Below are 22,339 nucleotides of genomic sequence, written 5' to 3'. Positions count from 1 at the left end.
CCGCGATCTTATCGGTTTTGCCTTTGGGTGATCTATCGCGGCATTCGGGCGAAGCCCTTTGCCAAGATTGGGCCGGTTGGCCTGCCTGTTGGTGATCCGCCTGCCTGTTCAAGCGTGATCTCGTAGAGCTGGTCGCTTCTGGGGGTCGGCAAAGCCGGTCCATCGAGACGCGCTGAACGGACGCCATCGATCAGGCCGAGCGAGACCGGGCCAACATCCTTAGACGGCAATGTCCATACCTGGATCGTCTTGTCTCCAGGCACTGCAAAATCGGCCAGCATCCGCACGGTTGCTCTTTCGTTGCCAAAATCCTCAACAACGGCCTGAACCTCACCCGTCTCGTTGACGAGGACTGCGATCACCAGCGGCTCCGTTGTCCGTGTCAGGCTAAACGTAAGGCCGGCGGCGAGCACAACGGTTGCGGCAATGGCGGACACGGCAACGGCGCGCCAGCGGTTTGTGCTGTTGTCGTTTGCCGTGTGGGTGGGCTTGAGGGATGCGGATGTCGACTGGAGCGGCAGACGGGATTCGATGTTGCTCCACAATTCGCCCTTGATGGCTGCCGGCTCGACGGTGGTATCGAGCGGGAGAAAACGCTCACGGCTGGCCGCGATTGCCGCCCGCAGTTCGCCATCCGATTCCATTGCCGCCTCAACAGCCGTGGCTTCGGAGGTCTCCAGCAAGCCCAATACATAGTCATCGGCGATGGCGGGAATATCTTTGCGCTCCATCATCATGCCATGCACTCCCGAAGTGCCGAAAGGCCGCGCCTGATCCAGGATTTCGTCGTTCCAAGCGGAATGCGCAACCGGCCAGCGATTTCGCCGTGGGAATATCCGGCCACGTAGGCCATCAGGATACCCTGTCTCTTTGTCTCCTCAAGACCGCCGAGACATTCATAAAGGCGTGAATTCCGATCGAGCTTCTGCCATGCGGCCATCACTTCATCTGCCTGCGCGCCATCGCGGAGCGTTTCAACATCCTCCACGGGGAGTTCACGCCTGCTGTCGCGCAGAAGATTAAGCGCCCGGTTTCTGACGATCGCGTAAATCCAGCCGCGCGCCGACCCCTGGTCTGCCCGATACTGGTGCGCATGGGTCCAGATGCGCACGAAGCTCTCCTGTACCACCTCTTCCGCCAGTTCCCTGCGCTTGACGATGCGCTCTGCCACTGCAATCAGCCGGCCTGCCTCGCGATCGAAAATAGCACGCAATGCGTTTTTGTCCCCTTTTGCGCAAGCAGTGAGCGCCCTGTGTAGATCGTCCGGCACGGAGCCCATCTGCATTTGAAACCTTTCAACGTCTGATCGCCAGCATGGTCGACTTGGGCATAATACCCATCGTGGCGGCATATGGATGCATCTCGCAAATATTTTTTCGCTGTCTGCATCCAAATGCACCCTGCCCAGTGTCTTGAATTGTGGAAGCGTCGAAAACCAACCGCTGGACGCCTTCCGAACGGTTCAACGCACGGGAGAAACACCATGAATATCATCCGCTCCACTCTGATCGCCTCCGCCGCTTTCGCAGCATCGGCAAGCATCGCGGTTTCAGCACCGGTCCTCGGGCTGACCGGCGACAAGACGCTCGTCATGTTCGACACTGACAAGCCTGCCGTCACAAAGACAATGGATGTCACCGGCGTCGACAAGCTCGTTGGTATCGATTTTCGCCCCGGGAACAAGACTGTCATCGGTGTGACGCCGGACCACCGCATCGTCTCCATCAACCTTGAGACAGGTGCTGCAACCGATGTGGCCAAGATGGACAAGATGCTGACCATGACCGACGCGCCTGTTGTGGTCGATTTCAACCCGGCTGCGGATCGTCTTCGTTTCATGACCGGCACGACCAATCACCGCGTGCATCCCGATACCGGCGCTGTGACGGTTGATGGAACACTGGCTTTTGAAGATGGCGACATGCACAAGGGAGAAACGCCAAACATCGTTGCCGCCGCCTATACCAACTCTATCGGCAAGCCGGAAAAGACGGCGATGTACAATATCGACGCGACGATCGGCGCCCTGGTTCAGCAGACGAAGCCGAATGACGGCACACTGAAGGCAATCGGCAAGCTCGGCCTCAAGGACATGCCTGCAACCTACGCATTCGATATCCACGGCGAGGAAGGCGGCAAGAACATCGCATACCTGGCCGCCGGCAACACGCTCTACACCGTTAACCTCGAAAGCGGTACGGCAACCGAAATCGGCGGGATCACAGGCGCAGACAACGGCTTGCGGGATATCACTATCCTTCCTGCGATGTGATTTGGGGTCGTAGACTGGGGATTTTAGTTGTCAGGAAAGGCTGGTCCGGTTGTGCGGGCCGGCTTTTTTCATTGAATCGGTGATGTTGGCGATCAGATCTTCGGAAACAGATCTTATCGTTGGGGTGTATGACAGTCGTCCGTTAACGATCGAGCGTAAGCCAACGAAAATACTGATAACACCGACACATACACCCACCGCCGTCAAAGAACCGATAAGTCCCCGCGGCACCTTACCAGTTCCCTCAGTCTTGCCGTATCGCGCACCACAGCGTCTTCGCTTTCTTTCCATAGGCAAACACAAATACGGCACACCCGGTTCGAAATGCGTGTCTAACTCGAGATATTTTTCACCTAATGGTTGACTCCATGTGATCTATTTAAATACCTGCTACTAAAAGTTTATGCGCATATTCTAATGCTGGGGGGCATGATGGGTGGCAGGTTGAGCTCGTGGAAAGTCGCTGCAGGTCGTGCGGTGTCCTGTGTTCATACGATATCCAGAACGGGCGCCATCGCTCTTTCGCTTCTCCTTGTGATAGTGACACAGGCGCTTGCCCAGTCAGTCACGGTTTCGGCCGTCCCTGCGACGTTCAATGGCCTTGGCGATAACATCCGTTTCGATTACGTCATTGATCCCGGCTCCTACACCATCACCAGCATCAATCCCACAACCACGTCCATCAAGGGTGCAGTCGTATCCTGTCCCAGCGTGGGCAGCGGTCTTGAATGGCCCAACAAGCTGACATGTACTGCGGCTTACCGCGTCGACGAACTGGATGTCATGGCCGGGCAGTTTTCGGATTTCGCCAGTTTCTCCGGCACCCGGGTGGGCGGACATTCTTTCAGCTTTACCAGCAATACGCTCGTCGTACGCGCCGTAGCAGGCGGGCCTGTCGTCCTGTCGGTAACGTCTTCGCCCAACCCATCCTTGCCCGGCCAAGAGGTGGAAGTCACGGCAACCGTCTCCTCCATGGGCTGCAATGCCGGCCAGTCGCCTCCGGGGAGCGTCAGCATTTCCATCGGTTCCCAATCGGCCAATCTCGGCCTGGCGCCGACCGGGCCGGTGAGCCCGGCATCTTCCGCCACCTTCCGGACGACGAGCCTGTCATCCGGAACATATCCGGTAAGCGCGTCCTACACAGGAGGCAGTGGCTGCAGCACATCTTCCGCAAGCGGCTCCAATCACACGGTCGAAACCAAACCCACTGTGACGATCAATCAGGCAACAGCGCAGGCGGACCCGACGTCTCGGTCGCCGATCCTGTTCGACGTCGCTTTCGACAAACCCATTGTTGGTTTTTCCGGCGCCGATGTGCAGCTGTCCGGCACGGCCGGCGCCACCACGGCCACGATTTCTGGTTCCGGTGCAACCTATCAGGTGGCGGTGTCGGGCATGAATCGGGCCGGAACCGTTGTCGCAACGATCCCAGCCGGAAGTGTCACGACACCGGCCGGCCTCGCAAACGAGGCGTCCACGAGTTCGGACAATTCGGTCTCATACGACCCGGTCAAAATCACCCCGGTCGCGATTGCCGATCCAGCCTATCAACAGGTCTATGGTCCGGTGGGCCTGACCGCGAGCGGCGGTAGTGCGCCCTACAACTTTGCGGTCTCAGCAGGCACGCTGCCGGGCGGGCTTTCTCTTTCCAGCAACGGTGAGTTGACCGGCACTCCAACTCAGACCGGCAATTTCAGTTTTACCGTGACGGCAACCGACTCTGGTGGGGCGACCGGAGAACAATCCTACTCCGTTTCCATCGCGGCACCCGTGATAGATATAAGTCCCACTTCCATCCCCAATGCGACGTATGACATAGCCTACAACCAGACCCTAACAGCCTCGGGCGGTGCATCACCACACAGCTTCTCAGTGAGCACGGGCTCGCTGCCGCCGGGCCTTTCATTGGCTGACTCAGGCGAGCTTTCCGGCACGCCGATCTTGTCGGGCACCTATAACTTCACAGTCACCGCATCCGACGTAAATGGCCAGACGGGCAGCCGCGCTTATTCCATCAGTGTCGCATTCACTCTGCCCGATGCGCCGGTGGGTCTGATGGCAACCGCTGGTGACACCCAGGCGGCCGTGTCCTTCCAGCCGCCGCCACGCAATGGTGGTGTGGCGATCACGGGTTATATCGTGACTGCGACCCCCGCAGATGTCGCGCCGGTAGCAGGGGTGAACAGCCCCATCGTTGTCACAGGCCTAACCAACGGCCAAAGCTACACGTTCGCGGTTACCGCCGAAAATGCTGCCGGTCAGAGTGTCGCCTCCGTTCAATCAAACAGCGTCACTCCGAAAGCGTCACAGACGCTCACGTTCAACAATCCGGGGCCGCAGACATTTGGAACGACGCCCACGCTGACGGCTAGCAGCGATTCCGGATTGACTCCGATTTTTACTTCCCTCACGACCGGCACCTGCACAATTACAAGCAGTGGCCTTCTGACCTTTGTTTCTACAGGCACATGTACGATCAATGCGGATCAGCCCGGCGACAGCGATTATCTTCCTGCGGGCCAGATCACGCGCTCGTTCACCGTCAATCCACAGGCACCTGTCGCCAACGCGGTCTCGGTCAGTGTCGCACCTGATTCGTCCGACAACGTCATCGCTCTCAATGTGACGGGTGGAGACCCGGCCAGCGTCGCCATCGCCACGGCTCCGTCCAATGGCAACGCGACAGCAACCGGAACCATGATCACCTATACGCCAAGATCGGCATATACGGGTCAAGACAGTTTCACCTATACGGCAACGAATGTCAGCGGTGTGTCTGCGCCTGCAACCGTCACGGTTCTGGTCACGGCCACGACACTCGTCTTCTCTCCCCCCGCAGGACGGCTGACGGATGCATTCGTCGATATGCCCTATAGCCAGACCGTCACAGTTTCAGGCGGCAATGCACCCTATCAATATACGAGCAGCGGCGCGCTGCCCGATGGCCTCAACCTGAATTCCGCCACCGGAGAGGTCACGGGCAATCCGACGACGGAAGGAAATGCGAGCTTCAATATCACCGCACGCGACACCAACGGCGTTACCGCTTCTGCTGCCTACACCATAGCTGTCCTGGTTGCCGCGCCTGTCGCAAGCGACAGCACAGTAACCGTCGTCGCAGATAGTACCGGCAATCCCGTACCTCTCGGTATATCGGGAGGCAGGCTGGACACAATCGCTGTTATCACCGGCCCATCACACGGAACTGTGAGCGTGATCGGCACCAGTGTTACCTACACGCCGAGCAGCGGCTATTCCGGCACCGACAGCTTTACCTATTCGGCGAGCAACTCTTCGGGCAATTCGTCCGCCACGGTCACGATCACAGTTACACCGCCAGCGGGCGCCCTCGCCCTTTCACCCCCAGGCGGAGCTTTGACGGAAGCGATGGCAGGAGAAGCTTACAGCCAGTCCATCACGGCTTCCGGCGGCACCAACCCGCTGCTCTACAGCCTTGCCGGCGGTATATTGCCAAAAGGTATGATCCTCAATCTTTCAACCGGCGAACTCACAGGTCCGCTGGAGACCGAAACCGAGGGCGACTATAGCTTTACCGTTCAGGTGCGGGACGCTCGAGGGGCAACCGCTGCAGCAGCCTATACGCTGAAAGTGAAGACCCGCGAAATCAACGTCGCCAACCGGGAGATCAGCGTAGCGCCGGGCGCAACACCGCCGAATATCAATCTCGCCACAGGCGCCACAGGCGGTCCCTTCACCGGCGCAGATCTCACCTTTGTCAGTCCTGCCAACGCCGGTCGTGCAAGCATCGTGAACGGCGAATTTGCTCAGGCCGGCGGTACGCAGGCGACGGGATTGTACCTCAAATTCATCCCCAATCCCGCATTCTCGGGTCAAGCCCGGGTGGGTTTTCGTCTCGTCAGTGCACTGGGTGCCTCCAACCAGGGGACCGTCACCTATAATCTCGGTTACGATGCTGCACAGGTGGCAGACGAGATAAATGAACTCGTGCATGGATTTGTCCGCGCCAGACAGAACATCATCGCGTCAACGATCAAGGTGCCGGGCCTTCTTGAACGGCGACAGATGGTCAACGCCACGAGTGCCGTCACTTCACGTGCAGTGCCTTCCGGAGAGGGCATGGTTCTGAGTTTCGCCACCAGCCTTGCGCAGATCGAAGCTGCCCGAAACAACGCCGATGGCGTGACGAGAACGGAAATGCCGCTTTTCAACATCTGGCTTGACGGCTCGTTCCTCGTCCACAACCGGGATGAATCGGGAAGCAAATGGGGCAGCTTCGCCATGGTTTCAGCAGGTGTGGACTATTTGCTTTCCGACAAGGCAATGCTTGGTTTTTCCTTCCATTTCGACCGCATGACGGATCCGACGAACGGTGACAACGAGTTGACCGGTAACGGCTGGCTCCTTGGCCCCTATGCCTCGTTTGAAATCGCCAGAGGCGTTTTCTGGGACAGCAGCCTGCTGTATGGCGGCTCTGCTAACGACATCGATACACCCTTCTGGGACGGATCCTTCGATACCAGCCGTTGGCTTTTCGACACGTCGATCTCGGGACGCTGGGACATCAATGACGTCACGACCTTCACGCCCAGATTTCGAGGTGTTTATCTATCCGAGACTATCGAAAACTATACAGTCGGCAATGACGTTGGTGACCTGATCGAGCTGCGCGGTTTTAAGGAAGAGCAACTGCGTGTCAGCCTCGGCGCCGAGATTGCGCGCCAGATTTCGCTTGAAAACGGTTCCATCATGACACCGAAATTCGGCGGAACAGTTGGTGTTTCGGGGCTGGATGGAGAAGGCGCCTTTGGCTCCCTCAGCACGGGAGTAACAGTTGAGACTGCGGAAAACTGGTCCATTGACGCCGGCCTCCTTTTTAACATTGAAGGCGATGGGGAAACCTCGGCTGGCGCAAGAGTGGGTGTCAGCAAAAAATTTTAGACCAAAGGCTTCGTCACCATCACAATCGTCGGATAATCCCTTGCAGACGATGGCACTCACCATTCGATCCTCGAACCGTCATAGGCAAAAAACTGCCCTGTTTGTGCCGGTGTGAGACCATCGATTGTTTCCATCAGTCGCGCGGCAGACTGCTGCGGGGTGAACAAGTCTTTGCCCTTCGAAAATTGCTGGGACAGGCTTGTTTCGACTGTTCCGGGATGAAGCGCCACGATGATGGCCTGTGGGTTTGTGCGGGCGATTTCGATGGCTGCGGTTCGGATGATCTGATTTTGAGCGGCCTTGGATGCTCTGTAGGAGATCCATCCGCCCAATCTGTTGTCGCCAATCGAGCCAACGCGCGCGGACAGGGAGGCGAAAATGCTTCGCCTGTCTCTGCGCAGAAGCGGGGTGAAATACTTGAGCAGCAAAGCGGGGCCTATGGCATTGACCGCAAACTGCCTCGCCATTTGAACTTCGTCGATCGCCCTTATCGATTTTTCAGGACCGGCACCATCGACCGTCAAGGCACCGGTTGCATTGAATATCAGGTCGAAGGAGCCGCGCTGAGCCTCCAGACGGGCGGCAACTTCGCGCACTCTGGTTTCGTTCGTTATGTCGAGACCATCGACGCTTCGCGAGAGCGGCAAGGCGAACGCGCAACGAGGGTCGGCCTCGAAGTACGACAACAGGGCTCCACCAATGCCGCCGGATGCGCCCAAGACGATCGCCCTGTAGCCATTTTCAAGCGACTGCATAATCGGTGCGCTCCATCAGCTGTTATTTCTGGACCGGGAATTCGAGCTTGCTGACGTCGTAGCCAAGCTCACGTGCTTTCGTGATCATTTTATTGAGCTTCGTTTTGGACGGGATGTTGCGGGCGTAGATCCACACATCGCCGGTCGACGGGTTGGCGCTGATGAACCAGGACTTATCAGGCGATTTGTAGAAAACCCAATAATTGAATGTGATGAAAAGAGGGTAGCGAACGCGCATCTTCGCATTGGTTGATCCGAAATCCTCGATCTTGCCGACGCCGTTCACCGTCTTGAGGCGACCATTCGGATTTCCTGCTCGACAGCCATCTTCTATCAGCACTTCATCCGCCGATGCTCCCTGCCGATAGGTGGAATATCCTGCAACACATCCATCTGTCAGCAACATGGGTGTACGGCCGATTTCAAGCCAGGTACCGCGGTAATGATCGAGACCCACGGCAACTGGTTTGGGGGCTGCGGAAACCGCAAAACCGGCAAACAGAAACAGCGAAAATGTCAGGGCACCAATCACGCGGTTACAATATCTAAGCATAAACTCCTCCTGTCGATGGCAAGGCTCTTGTTCAGATTTCGGTTCGCCGTGAAATGGCGGCATATCTAAGGGCGATAAAGACCATGAGGCTGGCGGCAGAGAACGCATTCAGATTGAGAAGCGTTGCAAGATCATCTGCCGACCAGGATTGCAGCGGCGCGCCCAGAAACGTCCGCGAGAAAAAGAAAGCGATGAAGACGAGGATTGCCATCGCATATTGCCAGAGCTTCTCGTCTGCGCGGAACGACATGGCTGCAAGCATGATGCAGGCTGCGAAGAAAAATTCGGTGCCAGAAGCCTGGCCGAATATTTTGGTTTCAAACAGCGTGTCGACTGTTCCCACCAAGGGGAGAGCGAGGCGCGCGGCCAACGGGGATTTTTTCGCCAGGAATGGTATCGCGAGAAAGAATGGCACCGACAATAGGGTGACAAGCGATGCCACGGCTCCGTTATCGACCAAATACCACACGTAAAGCGGATAAAATGGCTTGTTGAGGATGATGACCCAGGCAACGGTTAGGGTTGCTCGTGTCAGATCATCTCTTGCAGCAGACCCTGCATTTGCGGGCTGGCTAGCGCGGCTTTGAAGCTCCATCGGACCCAGATTCGTCTCCCTTTTCGCCTGAACATTGAAGGCGCAAGCCATGTACGAAAGGCGAGCCAATTTGGTTTCATCCTGCCAAGAAAACTTTAGTCATCCTGTTCGTCACCATTGTTGCGACGCTGGGACCATACCCCGCCAATGAACCACGACTGAATAATCTCTTCAGCTTCCGTTCCAACGGGACCGTCTACAACAAAGACGTTCAACCGCGGTCTTATCCGCCTGAGGAGACAGTCATGATCCGTACGTCTTTCGTTGCAATTGCACTCTCCGCTCTCGTTGGCTTCACCGCCACGGCCCCCGCCATGGCCAACGATGTGCGCATCGAACAATATGGCTGGTCGAACTCTGCCGGTGGCGCACAGGAAGGTTATGGCAACCGGATCCGCACCTACCAGAACGGCGGCTATAACCGGATCGTCGGCCATCAATATGGTCGTCACAACCTTTCGGCTGTCGGTCAGGAGGGGCATGACAATTACGGCTCCACCTATCAGAACGGCAGCCGCAACGTGGCGGGCATCGGCCAGTTCGGCTCCAACCACACCACCATCCTGACCCAGGACGGCAACGGCAACATCGCGGCTGGCGTTCAGGTTGGCCGTGGCTGCAGCGCCAATGTGAACCAGGGCGGTAATGACAATGTCGCGGCCTTCGTGCAGGCCTGCCCTTAAGCCGCCGCAGGCCTTGACGTGCAACTGGTCGAGATCAAGTCAACAGATCATCAAGGAGACTAGCCATGCCCCATAGCGTCACACATCCACGCCGCCTGGCGACTATCCTTGCCGTTGCACTCCTTCCCTTCGGCGCCATTGCAGCCATGTCGACCGCAAATGACCTGAGCGAAGGCAAGCTTTGCGAGATCAAGGCAACACCACAGGCGGGCATGGTCAGGCTGGAGGCCTTCGCAAAGGGCAACACCGGTGCTGGAGGTACCTATGCCTTTCACGTCGAAAATTCAGGAGGCAGCGGGAGTTCCGTCATCAACCAGGGCGGCGGCTTTGATGCCGCTGCCGGGCGTTCGCAACTTCTGAGTTCCGTAACGCTTGGCGCGAAGGGAGCGCAGTACAAGGCAGTGCTGGATCTCGAAATCGATGGCAGGCGCTTCAGCTGCACGAAGCAGGTTGGCGGCGACTAGGCTGACCTCAACTATACATTTCCACCAGAGAGGGCGCCAGTTGAGCGCCCTTTTCTTTGATCCTCGTGCAGCGACTGAACGACATGTGAATGGGCAATTCCGTTCGGGTTCAGTTGCAGGATGCGAGAGTGGATCATCGGCAAAGGCACTGACAGAATGGAGATCAGAATGACCCGCAACGTGTTGAAACTTCTCACCGTTACTCTGCTTGTCGGAGGCCTTGCGCCGCTCGGATTTACGGCTCCCGCCCATGCCGGTGGCCGCATTTCCTTTGACCTCGCGCCCGGCAATTCCGGGGATGGGGATCTGTTCTCAACCGGTCTGCGCGCCTACTCGCTTTATCGCGATCTGAAAGACGCAGACATCCGGCAATTGGGCCGGGGAAATGCGGCAGGCATCGCCCAGAACGGTCGCGGCAATCTCGGCTTTATCCGGCAGCGGGGCAACGGCCATTCCGCAACGCTGCAGCAAAACGGCAATAACAATGCCTATGGCATTTTCCAGTATGGGCGGAACACCGAAACCAACGTGGAGCAGAACGGAGACAACGGCAGCGGCCTGACATTCAGCTACGGCTGGTAAGTGATAGTTTAAAGTAAGCTGAGAAACGCGGCAGGCTTCACGTCGTTTCCGATAGCTCGCTTTCGTCGCTCTTATCATTGGCACTATTGCCGCATGGACCGGCGGCGCTGCCGGCACCACGCGGAGCTGGGTTTACGAGCCACGTCATGACCGAGACATGCGCAGGGACAGCTCTGATCGCGTATCCCGCCGTCGGCAAAAGCAGAGAAAGGGCCGCGTTAGCTCAGGCGGTTCAAAAACAGAGCCGCCTTTGCCCTGATATCATGGCGGACGTCTTCGCTCATCCGGTACCATGTGGCATAGGGCTGCGCCAGCCGATGGTTGGATTTCAGCCTTTCACGGTTGCGGGCCAGAAAATCCCAGTATAGCGCGTTGAATGGACAGGCCTTGTCACCGAGACGCTCCTTGGGATCATAGCGGCAACTACTGCAATAGTCCGACATGCGATTGATGTAGTTGCCACTTGCGGCATAGGGCTTTGTCCCGAGAAAGCCGCCATCGGCGAACTGGCTCATGCCGATCACATTCGGCAGCTCAACCCATTCATAGGCATCCGCATAGACCTCCAGATACCATTGATGAACGGCCTTCGGATCAATGCCGGCGAGAAGGGCAAAATTTCCCGTGATCATCAGGCGCTGGATATGGTGAGCATAGGCATTTTCGATGGTTTCCGTAATTACGGTCGCCATGCAGTTCATGTGGGTTTTGCCCGTCCAGTAAAAGCCCGGCAGCGGCCTGTCGTTTTGGAAGAAATTGCTGTCGACATAGTCCGGCCCCGCAAACCAGTAGATGCCACGCATATATTCCCGCCAGCCGATGATCTGGCGAATGAAACCCTCGACGGCATTGAGCGGTGCCGCGCCCTCGTAGTAGGCGCGCTCCGCCGCCCTGCAGACCTCCAGCGCGTCCAGCAGCCCGCAATTGATGTAAAAAGACAGAAGCGAGTGGTTGAGATACGGGTCATCCTGCAGCATGGCATCTTGCGTGGCGCCGAAATTCATCAGGAAATCGTTTATGAAGGCACTGAGCGCCCGCTCGGCATCGGCGCGGGTGACGGCGAAACCAAAGTTCTCAAGCTTGCCGAAATTGTCGGGAAACAGCCGCTCGACGGTGTCGATGACATCCCTTGTTATCCTGTCCGGTGCGAAGACAGGGTGTCTTGGCCTCAGCAGGTCCGGCTTGGCGGGGCTGCGGTTTTCCGAGTCAAAATTCCAGCGTCCACCGACCGGCTCTTCGCCATTCATCAACAGGCCAGTCTTGCGACGCATTTCCCGGTAGAAATATTCCATCGTCAGGCTTTTGCGCCCGGCCGCCCAGCGCTCGAACTCCTCATGGCCGGCAAGAAAGCGCCGATCAGGGCGGATATCGACCTCGATGTTGAAGGCACTGGCGAAGTGCTCGATCTCTGATTTGACGCGCCATTCTCCAGCTTCGGTGACGCAAATCCTGGAAGGGGTCAGGTCGTTTAACGCCCGCTGCACCTCGCCGGAGAAGGAGCCCGCATTGTCGCGATCATCAATCCGCGTGTAGCGAACCCGGTATCCTTCGCCACGCAGTTCCTCGGCGAAGTGGCGCATGGCGGAAAAGATGAAGGCGATCTTCTTTTTGTGATGGCCGACATAGGTAGCCTCCGCCATTACCTCGCAAAGCAGGATCGTGTCGCGCGTCTTGTCGACACCATCCAGCGAAGATAGGGAGAAAGATAATTGATCGCCGAGGATCAAGACCAGTTGAGACACCGACAATTTCCTTCAAACCCGACATAATCATCACCTGCGCAAGATCACGGGCTAGACGCCCACTCCCTCTTCAGGGTGGCATAGATGAATTCATCCCCCCAGGTGCCGCCAAACCGGTCATTCTCGATCAAATGCGCTTCTTTGCGCAGGCCAAGGCGTTCAACAACGCCGATCGATCCGTGGTTCAGGGCATCCAGCCGCGCGAAAATCCGGTGATATCCGAGCGTCTCGAAGCCGAGGCTTATCATGGCCCGGACGGCTTCCGTCGCATATCCCTTACCTGAAAAATCAGGATTGAAGACATAACCGACTTCCGCTTGCAAAGCCGCCTTGCTCGCGATTTTAAGCAGGACTTCGCCGATCAACGTGTCGTCGTCGCTGCGCGTAACGGCAAGTCGCAACGTATCGCCGTCCTCTGTGAACGGAGCCTCGAGCAGCGCTGCGAATTGCGTTTTCACCGCATCATCCGAAGGCGGTGCGGCATAGAGGAAACGGTAGACGTCATCGCGCGTGTGGTAATCGGCGTATGATGCGAGATCAGCGGCCTGGAATTTACGAAGGATCAGCCGGTCGGTCTTTATCGGTAGGTAGTTCTCAGGGTTCATTTATGCGCACTTTCAATAATGCGCGATATCTGGGGTCGCGGGCACCTGATCGCAAGAGAGACCTCCATCGAGATCGTTCAGAGTATCTGGTCCACCAATGCGCTAGTCGGAAAGGGTGGCCAGAAGCTTTCCGCCTCTGTTCAGCACGCTTGATCGAAGCGACACCGGTTCAGAACCGGACGCGGAAGATGGTGTTATCAACCATGCACCGGGATAATCAGTCCGGATGTGCCGGGGATTGAGGCGAATTCCACTGCCGGCTGCGAAGTGGAGCGCGCCCGCTGTTGCTTCCTTCGACAAAACCGCGCTTCGGATTTCATAGAGTTTTCTTTCGCCATCAAGGGCGAGCGTGACATCCTCAAGAGCGAAATCATCAATGCGGATAGCCTGGCCCGTGGGCGTGTCGAGAACCCACCTGTCGGAATCGATGAAACCGTCAGTATAGACATTGCCGGTGGAGGCACGCAGAAACGTCCCCTTCGGCAAGCCAATGCCATCGACGATATTCCCGTCGGCAAGGACACATCGGCTGAAAGCGGATACATCCCCGTCAGCCTTCAGGTCGAACTCCACCGGTTGTGCCGCATCGCAGCGCCAGCCGCTCTGCAGGGTCACGCCGTTGCCCGTCACCCGCATCGTCTCTGGAACAAAGCCGACGGTCTCATAATTCCCGTTGGTTTTTATCGCGATATAGCGTGCGATCTCGACGGCATCGACATTCGCGACCCGCACGGGATGGGGGAAGACCGCGCGGTTGAAGGATTCCCTGGTGTCGGCCACGGCCAGTTCAAGTTTCGTGCCTTCGGGCATGTCGATCTGGCCAAGGCGCACCGGCTCCCCAAGCTCCGGGCGATAGCTAGACGCCATTTCCCTGTCATGGGCACGCATCTGGAGATAGAAATTACCGAACTGCCAAAGTGTAAAAATCGCAATGGCGGTCGCCAGGCCATAGGGCAGCATCATCGGGCGCGCCCAGCGGCCTCCTGCGTATCGTGCAATCAAAACCATTGTCCAGATACCCCATACAAGTGTCGTGGCAAGAAGGAAGGCAAGCAAAAGCAGCGTTTCGACGGAGGGTAGTGCAACTGGGATCATGCGAACCAACGAAATGATGTGGATCGATTGCGATCCTGACAGGCAAGATAGCTCTATCCGACGAATGGTGCATTGTTCAACGGCCTGATCTGCCGGCAGGCACGCCATTGAATTCGATCCTGATGCCTCAGCCTATCGCAAAACGTCCGGTCAGGACGATGGGCGGGCGGCATATTGCTCGAATTCGACGAGGCTCGTCGGCCTCGCAAAAAGATAGCCCTGAAACAATCGGCAGCCGTAGGACAGCATCATCCGCAGTTCCGCCTCGGTCTCCACGCCTTCGGCCAGAACTTCCAGTGAAAGGTCGTGCCCCATCTGGACGATGTTTCGCGTGATTGTCGCCATACGCCCGCTTTCGGTCACCCCCGTCACGAAGCTGCGATCAATCTTGATCTGTTTGAGCGGCAATTGCCGCAGGTAGCTCAGTGAGGAGTAGCCAGTGCCGAAATCGTCGAGTGAAATCGTGAAGCCGGAACGATCAAGGAGCTTCATTTTCGCGATCGCTGCTTCTATGTCGAATAGGAAAACGCTCTCGGTCAGCTCCAGCTTGAGAAGCTGTGGCTTGATGCCCTGAGACGAGGCGGCATCAAGAAGCTGCCCGGAAAATCCCGCGTCGACGAAATGATCGGCAGTGATGTTGATCGACAAGGTGAGATTCTGGGTTGCCGGGTTCTCCTGCCATCTCGCAAGTGTCTTGCAGGCTTCGGCAATGACCCAAGCGCCGATTGTCGGCATGAAACCGGTTTGCTGCGCAAGCGCGATGAAATCGGCTGGCGGGATGTATCCCCTTTTCGGGTGGTTCCACCGCAACAGCGCCTCTGCGCCAAGCAGCGTGCCGTCTGCGCGGACCTGCGCCTGGTAGAAAAGTTCAAACTGGCCATTCGAAAGCGCGGAGCGCAGTTCCAGGGCTTTTTTCGTATGACTGCGAAACTGCGCCTGCATGGCGGCGACACCGCCACACAGCATCAACGCTGCGAAAACGCTGTTGAACCAGGCGCTGATGCTGCGCACATCCTGCGGCATGGGAGTGCTGAACGAAAAACGCGCGGCGGACGCGCAGAAATAAACAAAGGCCGCGAGACTTGCCGCGATGACCAGAAACTGGGTGGCGGAACGCTGGCGTTGAAAATTCATGTAGCCGACGAAGATGATGACGAGCAGGTAGAGATGCGTCGTCCTCGGTACGATATCGTCGGAGACATCGATAGCGACGGAATACCAGCAGACGAACAGGATGCAGGCGCTCTGAGCCAGGATGAGTCCGAGGGAAAAGTGGCCCATCAGGCAAGTCAGCCAGCACGGCACGATCGCAACCCCCAGAATGAGGAGGCTGAGCGCAATGCCCCATCTTTCCGTGAGAATGAAAAACACGAACCAGCCAGTCGCCAGCGCCACGCCCATCCAGGCTGCAACTCGACACAGGAGAAGAAGATGCTGCGAATATTCCTCTCGGTCTTTTGTTTTCTGAAAAGGCATGCTGACCCTTGGCTTGGACTACGGGGCGAGCCCGCTCCTTGATGCAAAAGCCTAACGGAAGCTAGACGAGGTCGCCGAACTTCGCAGATTTCAAAAAACGGGGTTAAGCAAACAGGAATGAAATACACAAATTTTGCACGATCAAATCATGCACAATCACTCGCATATCCATTTTTCCCGCTTCGCCGGCCTCAGCGGCCTGCGCCAACCGAGGAGACACCTTCGCCGCATCTCACCCAAGGGCGCAGCGGCGCCAGATTGGTTCACATGCGCGTGTTTGCGCGATCTAGACGCGCGCCATGAGGTAGTGTCCAACGCCCCAGACCTTACCGTCTTCGTGCCCGAAAAGACCTGCCGTCGCGAGGAAGAACAGTCTCCAACGCCGTTCCCACAAGCGCGCATCGTTGCCATAGACCCTCTGCAGGATCGGTCGGATACGGTCGATCTCCCGGTCGAAATTTCCAAGCCAGTCGAGGGCCGTCCGGCGATAATGTGATCCCGACCAGCGCCACTCCTGTTCCACGGTGAAAAGCGCCGGGAAACGGTGAGGAAGATCGAAGGCAGGCATAATGCCGCCGGTGAAGAAATGCTGCGCGATCCAGTCCGCCCGGTTGCCATGGTCGAAACGATAGGATCGATCCCGGTGATTGAAGACATGAAGGAAGAACTTGCCCTCGGGCGTCAGCCACGAGCGGACGCGCTCGAACAATGCCTGCCAGTTCGACATGTGCTCGAACATTTCTACCGATACGACACGGTCGAAACGCTCATCAGTTGTGAAATCATTCATATCGGCCGTCACCACCGAGAGGTTCGACAGGCCACGCTCATTTGCACGTTCGATTATATATTCGCGCTGCGAAGCCGAGTTCGAAACGGACGTGATCCGCGCATTGGGAAACCGGCCGGCCATATAAAGGGAGAGCGAACCCCAGCCGCAGCCGAGTTCGAGAATATTCATCCCGTCCTGCAATCGGGCATGGGAAACAGTCTCCTCCAGCGCCAATGTTTCAGCCTCATCCAGCGTTGTCTGAGCATTGGGATAAAAGCAGCAGGAATATTTTCTTTGCGCGCCAAGGACGATTGCAAAGAATTCAGCCGGCACCTCGTAGTGCTGCCTGTTCGCCTCGTCGGTGTGCGTGGCGACGGGAAATTTCGCCATATCAGACACAAAAGCGTTTTCTTCCGCCGCCGGAACGCCGGCAAGTCGCCGTTTGGTGCGCGCGCAGAGCATGTCGATGCCGGCAAGCGTCATATTGTCACTCAGCGGTGCGCGTTCGGCAGCATTGATGGCGAATGCGAGCATGTTCATGGCGTGTCCTCTTTCTTGCGTGGCCCCGGAAAGAAGGCGTTGACGCGGTTTTGCAGGGCGCGGAATTTCTCTCCGCGTGATTTCAGCATGTGCTCTTCGAGCGGGGGAATGCCGGAGACGTGGACGAGCAGCCAGTACATCATGGCTGGCGCAGCAAGCGACAGCCATGACCACGGCTGCGCATGGATGGCCAACAACGGAAAGCCGCACCAGAAAAGCCACTCGAAAAAGTAGTTGGGATGACGCGAATAACGCCACAGACCAGTCTCGCAGACGCCGGTTTTGGCCTCCGGGGTTTTTCTGAACTGTGAAAGCTGTGCATCGGAGGTCGCTTCTCCGACAAGCGCACCAGCCGCGACGATCAACGCTATCACATCGATAATGCTTGGAAATGGCAAAGGATTGCTGGCGGCAAGATAGACGGCGAGAACCAGCACAAAGGCGGCAACGGCCTGGATCTGGAGAAAAGCGAAAAGCCGCCACGAGGCATTGCTGCCCCATTCTTCTATAAGCTTCGCGTAACGTGGATCTTCGCCACCTCCCCTCGTCCGCATGCCGATGTGTCCCGCGAGCCGCAGCGACCACACCAGTACAAGAAAGAGAACCGCTCCCCGGCGCCAGCTATCTCCATCGGAAAACGAGACGGCAACCACGCCGCCGAGCCCGACACTCGCAGACCAGACGGTGTCAATCCAGCCACTCGATCCTGTGTAACGCTGCAACGCCCAGGCTGCCGCCATCAGAAGCGACATCAGCACGGCAAGGGCCACCACAACAGACATCATCACCATTCCGCTCACTGTATTCGAAGGACTTCAGACCAAGTTTCCAGTGGCAACTACGGGCGAGACGGCAAAAGAGTTTCAAGCGCCTGACAAAATTCTGAAAAATTTGCGCGCCGCTGAAACTTATCGATCCGCTCCTTCGTATCTGTCGCAGGCCGTAAAACTGAATTGTGAATGCAATAGCGAGGAACCATGTTCGATACCGAAGCCAAAAGAAAAGCCAGCCGGCGAAACATCGCCGTGATCGGAACAGGCATTTCCGGTCTGTCTGCGGCCTGGCTTTTGTCGAAACGGCATGATGTCACGGTTTTCGAGGCTGCGGACCGCGTCGGCGGCCACAGCAACACTGCGACGTTCAAAACTGAACAGGGGGCGGTGTCTGTCGATACGGGGTTCATCGTCTATAATGAGGTGACGTATCCCAATCTGACGGCACTTTTCAAAACGCTGGGAGTGACGACCGCAGCCTCCGACATGTCCTTTGCGGTTTCGCTGGATGATGGCGGTTTCGAATATTCCGGCGGCTCTGGCTTTGGCCTTTTGGCGCAGAAGAGAAATGCCGTGAGGCCGCGCTTCTGGGCAATGCTTGCCGACCTCTTGCGCTTTTATCGCAATGCCCCGCGCGATCTGCCGATGATGGGCGATATGTCGCTCGATGAGTATCTTTCTCAAAACAACTATGGCGACGCCTTTCGCAACGATCATCTTTACCCGATGGCAGCAGCCATATGGTCTACCCCGGCCATGGAAGTAGGCCGTTACCCGGCAGCACATTTCGTGAAGTTCTGCAGCAATCACGGCCTGCTGTTGCTGCGCAACCGGCCCGTCTGGCGCACCGTTGTCGGCGGCAGCCAGGAATATGTGAAACGACTCAATGCGCCATTCGCCGATCGCATTCGGCTCTCGACACCCGTGACACGCATCCACCGCCTGGCGGACGGGGTCGAGATCGCCAACACTAACGGCGAATTCGAACGGTTCGACGATGTGGTGATTGCCACACACGCAGATCAGGCGCTGGAGATGCTGACGGACGCGACGCAAGCCGAACGGCGCATTCTCGGCGCGTTTGGCTATACGAAAAACAGGGCGGTACTGCACACGGACAGCAGTTTCATGCCCCGCAGGCGCACCGCCTGGTCAAGCTGGAACTATGTGGCCGATACACGCATTGAAACGGGGCAGCCGAGCATCACCTACTGGATGAACAAGCTTCAGCCTCTGGGTGCAATCCCTGACACCTTTGTAACGCTGAACCCGACGCGCGAACCGGAAAAGGGAAAAATCATCACCGAGGAAACCTACCACCATCCTGTTTTTGATGCCGGCACCGAGCAGATGAGGCAGGAACTTTGGGCCTTGCAGGGTTTGAGAAACACCTGGTTCTGCGGCGCCTATTTTGGGTCGGGTTTTCATGAAGACGGCATTCAGGCAGGGCTTGCCGTCGCCGAGGATCTGGGCGGCCTGTCGAGGCCCTGGAAGGTTGCCGATGATAGCGGCCGGATCGTCCGTCTGAATTTGGCTTCGCGGAAAAGAACGATCAAACTCGTTGAGGCGATCCCATGACGTCTCATTTTTCCTCCGCCCTTTTTCCGGGACATGTCATGCATGCGCGCTTCAAGCCGAAAGCGCACCGGCTCGCCTATCGCATTTACTCGCTGCTTCTCGACCTTGATGAACTTGATGCGCTTGACCGTAAGCTGCGGCTGTTCTCCGTCGATCGTTTCAACCTGTTTTCCTTCCACCGCCGGGACCGCGGCGACGGGAGCAAGATGGAATTGCGCAACCAGATCGAGAACGCCATGACGGCCGCAGGCATGACCGTCGATGGTGGTCCGATCCGTCTGCTCACCATGCCGCGCATCCTTGGCTGGGCCTTCAATCCACTCAGCGTGTTTTTCTGCCACGGCCGGAACGGGTCTCTCAAAGCCATTCTCTGGGAAGTCGACAACACGTTCGGCGAGCGGCACTCCTACCTTATCCCGGTGGAGACAGAAGGTGCGGCCGAGATCGTCCAGCGCTGCGACAAGGCCTTCTATGTCTCGCCCTTCATGGACATGGATCTCCGTTATGTATTCCGTGTCATTCCACCCGGCGACAAGCTGAAGATCGTTATCGATACATTTGACGACGAGGGGCCAGTCCTGACTGCAAGGCATCTGGCGCGGCGTGTCGAGCTGACCGATGCCGCGCTGCTGAAGGCTTTTGTCACCATTCCCTTTCTTACCCTCAAGGTTGTTGCAGGTATCCATTGGGAAGCACTTAAAATATGGCTCAAGGGTGTGCGGTTGAGAAAACGACCGCGTCCACCGTCTGCCCCTGTCTCCTTCATTCACCCATCACCATCGCAAATCGAGGCCAAACTTCATGACCCCGTTTGACAATCTCAACGAACTATCGCTGGAAAACACGCAGATGCGGCAACGCACCGGTCCCGAAGGCTGGCTCATGGCCAAGCTCTTGAATAACGTCTCCAAAGGCAGACTGCGCGTCATGCTGCCAGGTGGCGGCGTGATTGAGAAATCCGGGGAACATGAGGGCACCGAGGCGACGCTTGTTCTCCATCGCTGGCGCGCGCTACGGCGGCTTATCCTCAATGGCGACATCGGTTTTGCCGAGGGTTACATCGAAGACGACTGGTCCACACCGGATCTGACGGCCCTGATCCGTTTTGCGGCACAGAACAACGACGCTTTCGGGGGATCGACGCGCGGTAGCTTGCCCATGCGCCTCATCAATCGTCTTGGCCACCGGCTGAACGCCAATACAAAGCGCGGCAGCCGCCGCAACATCGAGGCCCATTACGATCTCGGCAACGAATTCTACCGGCAATGGCTCGATTCCTCGATGCTCTATTCGTCGGCGATTTTCGACGATACGACGCCGACGCTTGAAGCGGCCCAACTCAAAAAACTCAACCGCATCGTCGACAAGCTGCAATTGAGCGGCGGTGAGAGCGTATTGGAGATTGGCTGCGGCTGGGGCGCGCTTGCAATCCACCTCGCGACCCAGGCGGATGCCAACGTTACCGGCCTCACCCTTTCGCCCTCACAGTTGAATTGGGCAAAGGCGGCAGCGGAGAAAACCGACAAGGCTGAGCATATCGATCTCAGGCTCGAGGACTACCGCGATGTCGAAGGCAAGTTCGACCGCATCGTTTCCGTCGAGATGTTCGAAGCGGTCGGTGAGGCCTATTGGCCGAGCTATTTCGAAACACTGAAACGCTGCCTGAAACCCGGCGGGCGCGCGGTGCTGCAAATCATCTCCATTGAACCTGCCCGGTTCGATAATTACCGGCGAAACGCGGACTTCATCCAGAAATACATCTTTCCGGGCGGCTTTCTGCCATCTGACGAAGCCCTTGAAAGAGCAATCGGCAGGGCGGGTCTGAGCCTCACCGATACCGAGCTTTTCGGCCAATCCTATGCCCGCACGCTGGCGGAATGGCGGCAGCGTTTCCATGCGCGCTGGCAGACAATCTCGCTGCTGGGTTTCGATGACCGCTTCAGACGGCTCTGGGATTATTACCTCTGCTACTGCGAAGCCGGCTTTACCGAGGGAACCATCAATGTTGGCTTCTACACGATCGAGCACAAATAAGGCGGGGCAACAACTGCGGAGAAAGACGATGAAAATCAATCCCTTGATAATCGCATCCGTCCTGGGTCCGATGCTTGCGGCCTCTGGTGCCGGAGCAGCCGACATCGACGGAAACTGGGCGCGCGGCGACGGCAACGCGAAAGTGCTGATCGCGCCCTGCGGCGACAATATATGCGCCACCAATACCTGGATCAAACCGGGCACGCCCGAGGAAAAGACCGGTGACCGGCTGATCATGACCATAAAGCCAGATGAAACAGGCGTCTATTCGGGCACTGCCTTCGATCCGCAACGCGACAAATCCTACAAGATAACCGTGACGGTTGATGGCAACAGCATGACCACCAAGGGCTGCATCGTCGCTGGTCTCCTGTGCAAGGGCATTACCTGGGCCCGCATCAACTAGACTCTGGAAAGGACATACCGATGAAGACCTATATCTCAGCCTACTTCTTCACCCTCATCGCCTTTCTGGTGATCGACTTCATCTGGCTAAGCACCATGGCGTCGCGGCTTTATCGCCCGGCGATCGGCGATCTTCTGGCTGAGAACTTCCGGCTGGCCCCGGCGATCATCTTTTATCTCATCTACGCGGCAGGACTGACCTTTCTTGCGGTTCGTCCGGCCCTCATATCAGGCCAGTGGACGACCGCGTTGGTTTATGGTGCAGCCGTCGGCTTCATGGCCTATGCCACATATGATCTTACCAATCAGGCAACGTTGAAAAGCTGGTCCACGACATTGACCATCGCAGATCTTCTGTGGGGCACCTTCGTCTCCGCAGCCGCTGCCATCATCGGTTACCTCGTCACCGTACGGCTGGTCGGTCCACTGCAAAATCCGGCAGGTGTGTTATGACAGCGACCATCCCTGCCGGCTGCTTCCACCCGGCCAATTTTT

The 22,339-nt window shown here is 57.3% G+C and carries 21 protein-coding genes; 10 read left to right on the top strand and 11 right to left on the bottom strand.

Annotation, left to right across the window (positions count from 1 at the left end; translation table 11 throughout):
• Positions 1-32: 32 nt before the first annotated feature.
• Both G6L97_RS22720 and G6L97_RS22715 read right to left on the bottom strand, forming a co-directional pair.
• Positions 33-737 carry an anti-sigma factor gene (locus G6L97_RS22720; protein WP_035200454.1) on the bottom strand — a complete coding sequence of 235 codons (705 nt, stop codon included), beginning with the start codon at positions 735-737 and terminating at the stop codon, positions 33-35.
• The gene (locus G6L97_RS22715) at positions 734-1,279 is read right to left on the bottom strand and encodes a sigma-70 family RNA polymerase sigma factor (protein ID WP_025594844.1); all 546 of its coding nucleotides are present in this window, start codon (positions 1,277-1,279) and stop codon (positions 734-736) included. The genes G6L97_RS22720 and G6L97_RS22715 overlap by 4 nt, the downstream gene beginning before the upstream one ends.
• A 204-nt stretch (positions 1,280-1,483) precedes the next feature.
• Between G6L97_RS22715 and G6L97_RS22710 the strand changes: the two genes are divergently transcribed.
• On the top strand, positions 1,484-2,272 hold the full coding sequence (locus tag G6L97_RS22710; protein WP_174003844.1) for a DUF4394 domain-containing protein: 789 nt from the start codon (positions 1,484-1,486) through the stop codon (positions 2,270-2,272).
• 432 nt (positions 2,273-2,704) lie between these two features.
• The gene (locus tag G6L97_RS22705; protein WP_236773645.1) at positions 2,705-7,192 is read left to right on the top strand and encodes a putative Ig domain-containing protein; all 4,488 of its coding nucleotides are present in this window, start codon (positions 2,705-2,707) and stop codon (positions 7,190-7,192) included.
• 56 nt (positions 7,193-7,248) lie between these two features.
• On the opposite strand, the gene G6L97_RS22700 is transcribed toward G6L97_RS22705, so the two are convergent.
• Genes G6L97_RS22700 through G6L97_RS22690 form a run of 3 tightly spaced genes read right to left on the bottom strand, consistent with a single transcriptional unit; the run spans position 7,249 to position 9,095 of the window.
• On the bottom strand, positions 7,249-7,950 hold the full coding sequence (locus tag G6L97_RS22700) for an SDR family oxidoreductase (protein ID WP_035200450.1): 702 nt from the start codon (positions 7,948-7,950) through the stop codon (positions 7,249-7,251).
• Between the two features lie 19 nt (positions 7,951-7,969).
• Positions 7,970-8,500, bottom strand: coding sequence for a lipocalin family protein (locus G6L97_RS22695; protein WP_035200449.1), 531 nt, complete (start codon positions 8,498-8,500; stop codon positions 7,970-7,972).
• A 31-nt stretch (positions 8,501-8,531) separates the two neighbouring features.
• Entirely contained in the window at positions 8,532-9,095 is a 564-nt protein-coding gene (locus G6L97_RS22690) for a hypothetical protein (protein ID WP_035200680.1), read from the bottom strand.
• A gap of 245 nt (positions 9,096-9,340) precedes the next feature.
• Between G6L97_RS22690 and G6L97_RS22685 the strand changes: the two genes are divergently transcribed.
• The 3 genes from G6L97_RS22685 (at position 9,341) to G6L97_RS22675 (ending at position 10,824) form a co-directional block, all read left to right on the top strand.
• Positions 9,341-9,778 (top strand): curlin, encoded by a 438-nt coding sequence (locus tag G6L97_RS22685; protein ID WP_013761025.1) that lies wholly within the window; start codon positions 9,341-9,343, stop codon positions 9,776-9,778.
• A gap of 65 nt (positions 9,779-9,843) precedes the next feature.
• Positions 9,844-10,242 (top strand): curli-like amyloid fiber formation chaperone CsgH, encoded by a 399-nt coding sequence (csgH, locus tag G6L97_RS22680; protein WP_035200446.1) that lies wholly within the window; start codon positions 9,844-9,846, stop codon positions 10,240-10,242.
• A gap of 168 nt (positions 10,243-10,410) precedes the next feature.
• A complete protein-coding gene (locus tag G6L97_RS22675; protein ID WP_162685982.1) occupies positions 10,411-10,824 on the top strand; it encodes a curlin in 414 nt (137 codons plus the stop codon).
• Positions 10,825-11,042: 218 nt separating this feature from the next.
• Here the strand turns inward: G6L97_RS22675 and phrB are convergent, their stop codons facing one another.
• The 6 genes from phrB to G6L97_RS22645 form a co-directional block, all read right to left on the bottom strand.
• Positions 11,043-12,566: a (6-4)DNA photolyase gene (gene phrB, locus G6L97_RS22670; RefSeq protein WP_080671307.1), complete on the bottom strand. Its 1,524-nt coding sequence runs from the start codon at positions 12,564-12,566 to the stop codon at positions 11,043-11,045.
• 44 nt (positions 12,567-12,610) lie between these two features.
• Positions 12,611-13,171: a GNAT family N-acetyltransferase gene (locus G6L97_RS22665; RefSeq protein ID WP_174003842.1), complete on the bottom strand. Its 561-nt coding sequence runs from the start codon at positions 13,169-13,171 to the stop codon at positions 12,611-12,613.
• A 102-nt stretch (positions 13,172-13,273) separates the two neighbouring features.
• Positions 13,274-14,266: a hypothetical protein gene (locus G6L97_RS22660; RefSeq protein WP_174003840.1), complete on the bottom strand. Its 993-nt coding sequence runs from the start codon at positions 14,264-14,266 to the stop codon at positions 13,274-13,276.
• A 150-nt stretch (positions 14,267-14,416) separates the two neighbouring features.
• Positions 14,417-15,742 (bottom strand): putative bifunctional diguanylate cyclase/phosphodiesterase, encoded by a 1,326-nt coding sequence (locus G6L97_RS22655; RefSeq protein ID WP_035200440.1) that lies wholly within the window; start codon positions 15,740-15,742, stop codon positions 14,417-14,419.
• Positions 15,743-16,028: 286 nt separating this feature from the next.
• Positions 16,029-17,054 (bottom strand): SAM-dependent methyltransferase, encoded by a 1,026-nt coding sequence (locus tag G6L97_RS22650; protein WP_025594881.1) that lies wholly within the window; start codon positions 17,052-17,054, stop codon positions 16,029-16,031.
• A complete protein-coding gene (locus G6L97_RS22645) occupies positions 17,051-17,839 on the bottom strand; it encodes a DUF1295 domain-containing protein (protein ID WP_174003838.1) in 789 nt (262 codons plus the stop codon). Before G6L97_RS22645 ends, G6L97_RS22650 begins: the two co-directional genes overlap by 4 nt.
• Before the next feature lie 192 nt (positions 17,840-18,031).
• On the opposite strand from G6L97_RS22645, the gene G6L97_RS22640 reads away from it, so the two are divergent.
• The 5 genes from G6L97_RS22640 to G6L97_RS22620 are packed head-to-tail and all read left to right on the top strand — an operon-like array spanning position 18,032 to position 22,297.
• A complete protein-coding gene (locus G6L97_RS22640) occupies positions 18,032-19,405 on the top strand; it encodes an NAD(P)/FAD-dependent oxidoreductase (protein WP_174003836.1) in 1,374 nt (457 codons plus the stop codon).
• The gene (locus G6L97_RS22635) at positions 19,402-20,220 is read left to right on the top strand and encodes a DUF1365 domain-containing protein (RefSeq protein ID WP_035200437.1); all 819 of its coding nucleotides are present in this window, start codon (positions 19,402-19,404) and stop codon (positions 20,218-20,220) included. Before G6L97_RS22640 ends, G6L97_RS22635 begins: the two co-directional genes overlap by 4 nt.
• Positions 20,207-21,439, top strand: a complete 1,233-nt coding sequence (locus G6L97_RS22630) for an SAM-dependent methyltransferase (RefSeq protein ID WP_004431399.1) — start codon at positions 20,207-20,209, stop codon at positions 21,437-21,439. Before G6L97_RS22635 ends, G6L97_RS22630 begins: the two co-directional genes overlap by 14 nt.
• Positions 21,440-21,467: 28 nt before the next feature.
• Positions 21,468-21,845, top strand: a complete 378-nt coding sequence (locus tag G6L97_RS22625) for a DUF2147 domain-containing protein (RefSeq protein WP_019566744.1) — start codon at positions 21,468-21,470, stop codon at positions 21,843-21,845.
• Positions 21,846-21,865: 20 nt separating this feature from the next.
• Positions 21,866-22,297 (top strand): DUF2177 family protein, encoded by a 432-nt coding sequence (locus G6L97_RS22620; protein WP_025594888.1) that lies wholly within the window; start codon positions 21,866-21,868, stop codon positions 22,295-22,297.
• The last annotated feature ends 42 nt before the right edge of the window (positions 22,298-22,339 follow it).

It is taken from the genome of Agrobacterium tumefaciens (assembly GCF_013318015.2).
In the GTDB taxonomy this organism is placed as follows: domain Bacteria; phylum Pseudomonadota; class Alphaproteobacteria; order Rhizobiales; family Rhizobiaceae; genus Agrobacterium; species Agrobacterium tumefaciens.
The sequence above is the reverse complement of the archived record's forward strand: the minus strand, read 5'-3'. Positions and strand labels throughout refer to the sequence as shown.

Bases quoted from the DNA above. Each gene is read 5' to 3' on its own strand.
- G6L97_RS22720 (WP_035200454.1), bottom strand. From the start codon at position 737: ATGATGATGGAGCGCAAAGATATTCCCGCCATCGCCGATGACTATGTA.
- G6L97_RS22715 (WP_025594844.1), bottom strand. From the start codon at position 1,279: ATGGGCTCCGTGCCGGACGATCTACACAGGGCGCTCACTGCTTGCGCA.
- G6L97_RS22710 (WP_174003844.1), top strand. From the start codon at position 1,484: ATGAATATCATCCGCTCCACTCTGATCGCCTCCGCCGCTTTCGCAGCA.
- G6L97_RS22705 (WP_236773645.1), top strand. From the start codon at position 2,705: ATGGGTGGCAGGTTGAGCTCGTGGAAAGTCGCTGCAGGTCGTGCGGTG.
- G6L97_RS22695 (WP_035200449.1), bottom strand. From the start codon at position 8,500: ATGCTTAGATATTGTAACCGCGTGATTGGTGCCCTGACATTTTCGCTG.
- G6L97_RS22690 (WP_035200680.1), bottom strand. From the start codon at position 9,095: ATGGAGCTTCAAAGCCGCGCTAGCCAGCCCGCAAATGCAGGGTCTGCT.
- G6L97_RS22685 (WP_013761025.1), top strand. From the start codon at position 9,341: ATGATCCGTACGTCTTTCGTTGCAATTGCACTCTCCGCTCTCGTTGGC.
- csgH (WP_035200446.1), top strand. From the start codon at position 9,844: ATGCCCCATAGCGTCACACATCCACGCCGCCTGGCGACTATCCTTGCC.
- G6L97_RS22675 (WP_162685982.1), top strand. From the start codon at position 10,411: ATGACCCGCAACGTGTTGAAACTTCTCACCGTTACTCTGCTTGTCGGA.
- G6L97_RS22665 (WP_174003842.1), bottom strand. From the start codon at position 13,171: ATGAACCCTGAGAACTACCTACCGATAAAGACCGACCGGCTGATCCTT.
- G6L97_RS22660 (WP_174003840.1), bottom strand. From the start codon at position 14,266: ATGATCCCAGTTGCACTACCCTCCGTCGAAACGCTGCTTTTGCTTGCC.
- G6L97_RS22655 (WP_035200440.1), bottom strand. From the start codon at position 15,742: ATGCCTTTTCAGAAAACAAAAGACCGAGAGGAATATTCGCAGCATCTT.
- G6L97_RS22650 (WP_025594881.1), bottom strand. From the start codon at position 17,054: ATGAACATGCTCGCATTCGCCATCAATGCTGCCGAACGCGCACCGCTG.
- G6L97_RS22645 (WP_174003838.1), bottom strand. From the start codon at position 17,839: ATGATGTCTGTTGTGGTGGCCCTTGCCGTGCTGATGTCGCTTCTGATG.
- G6L97_RS22640 (WP_174003836.1), top strand. From the start codon at position 18,032: ATGTTCGATACCGAAGCCAAAAGAAAAGCCAGCCGGCGAAACATCGCC.
- G6L97_RS22635 (WP_035200437.1), top strand. From the start codon at position 19,402: ATGACGTCTCATTTTTCCTCCGCCCTTTTTCCGGGACATGTCATGCAT.
- G6L97_RS22630 (WP_004431399.1), top strand. From the start codon at position 20,207: ATGACCCCGTTTGACAATCTCAACGAACTATCGCTGGAAAACACGCAG.
- G6L97_RS22625 (WP_019566744.1), top strand. From the start codon at position 21,468: ATGAAAATCAATCCCTTGATAATCGCATCCGTCCTGGGTCCGATGCTT.
- G6L97_RS22620 (WP_025594888.1), top strand. From the start codon at position 21,866: ATGAAGACCTATATCTCAGCCTACTTCTTCACCCTCATCGCCTTTCTG.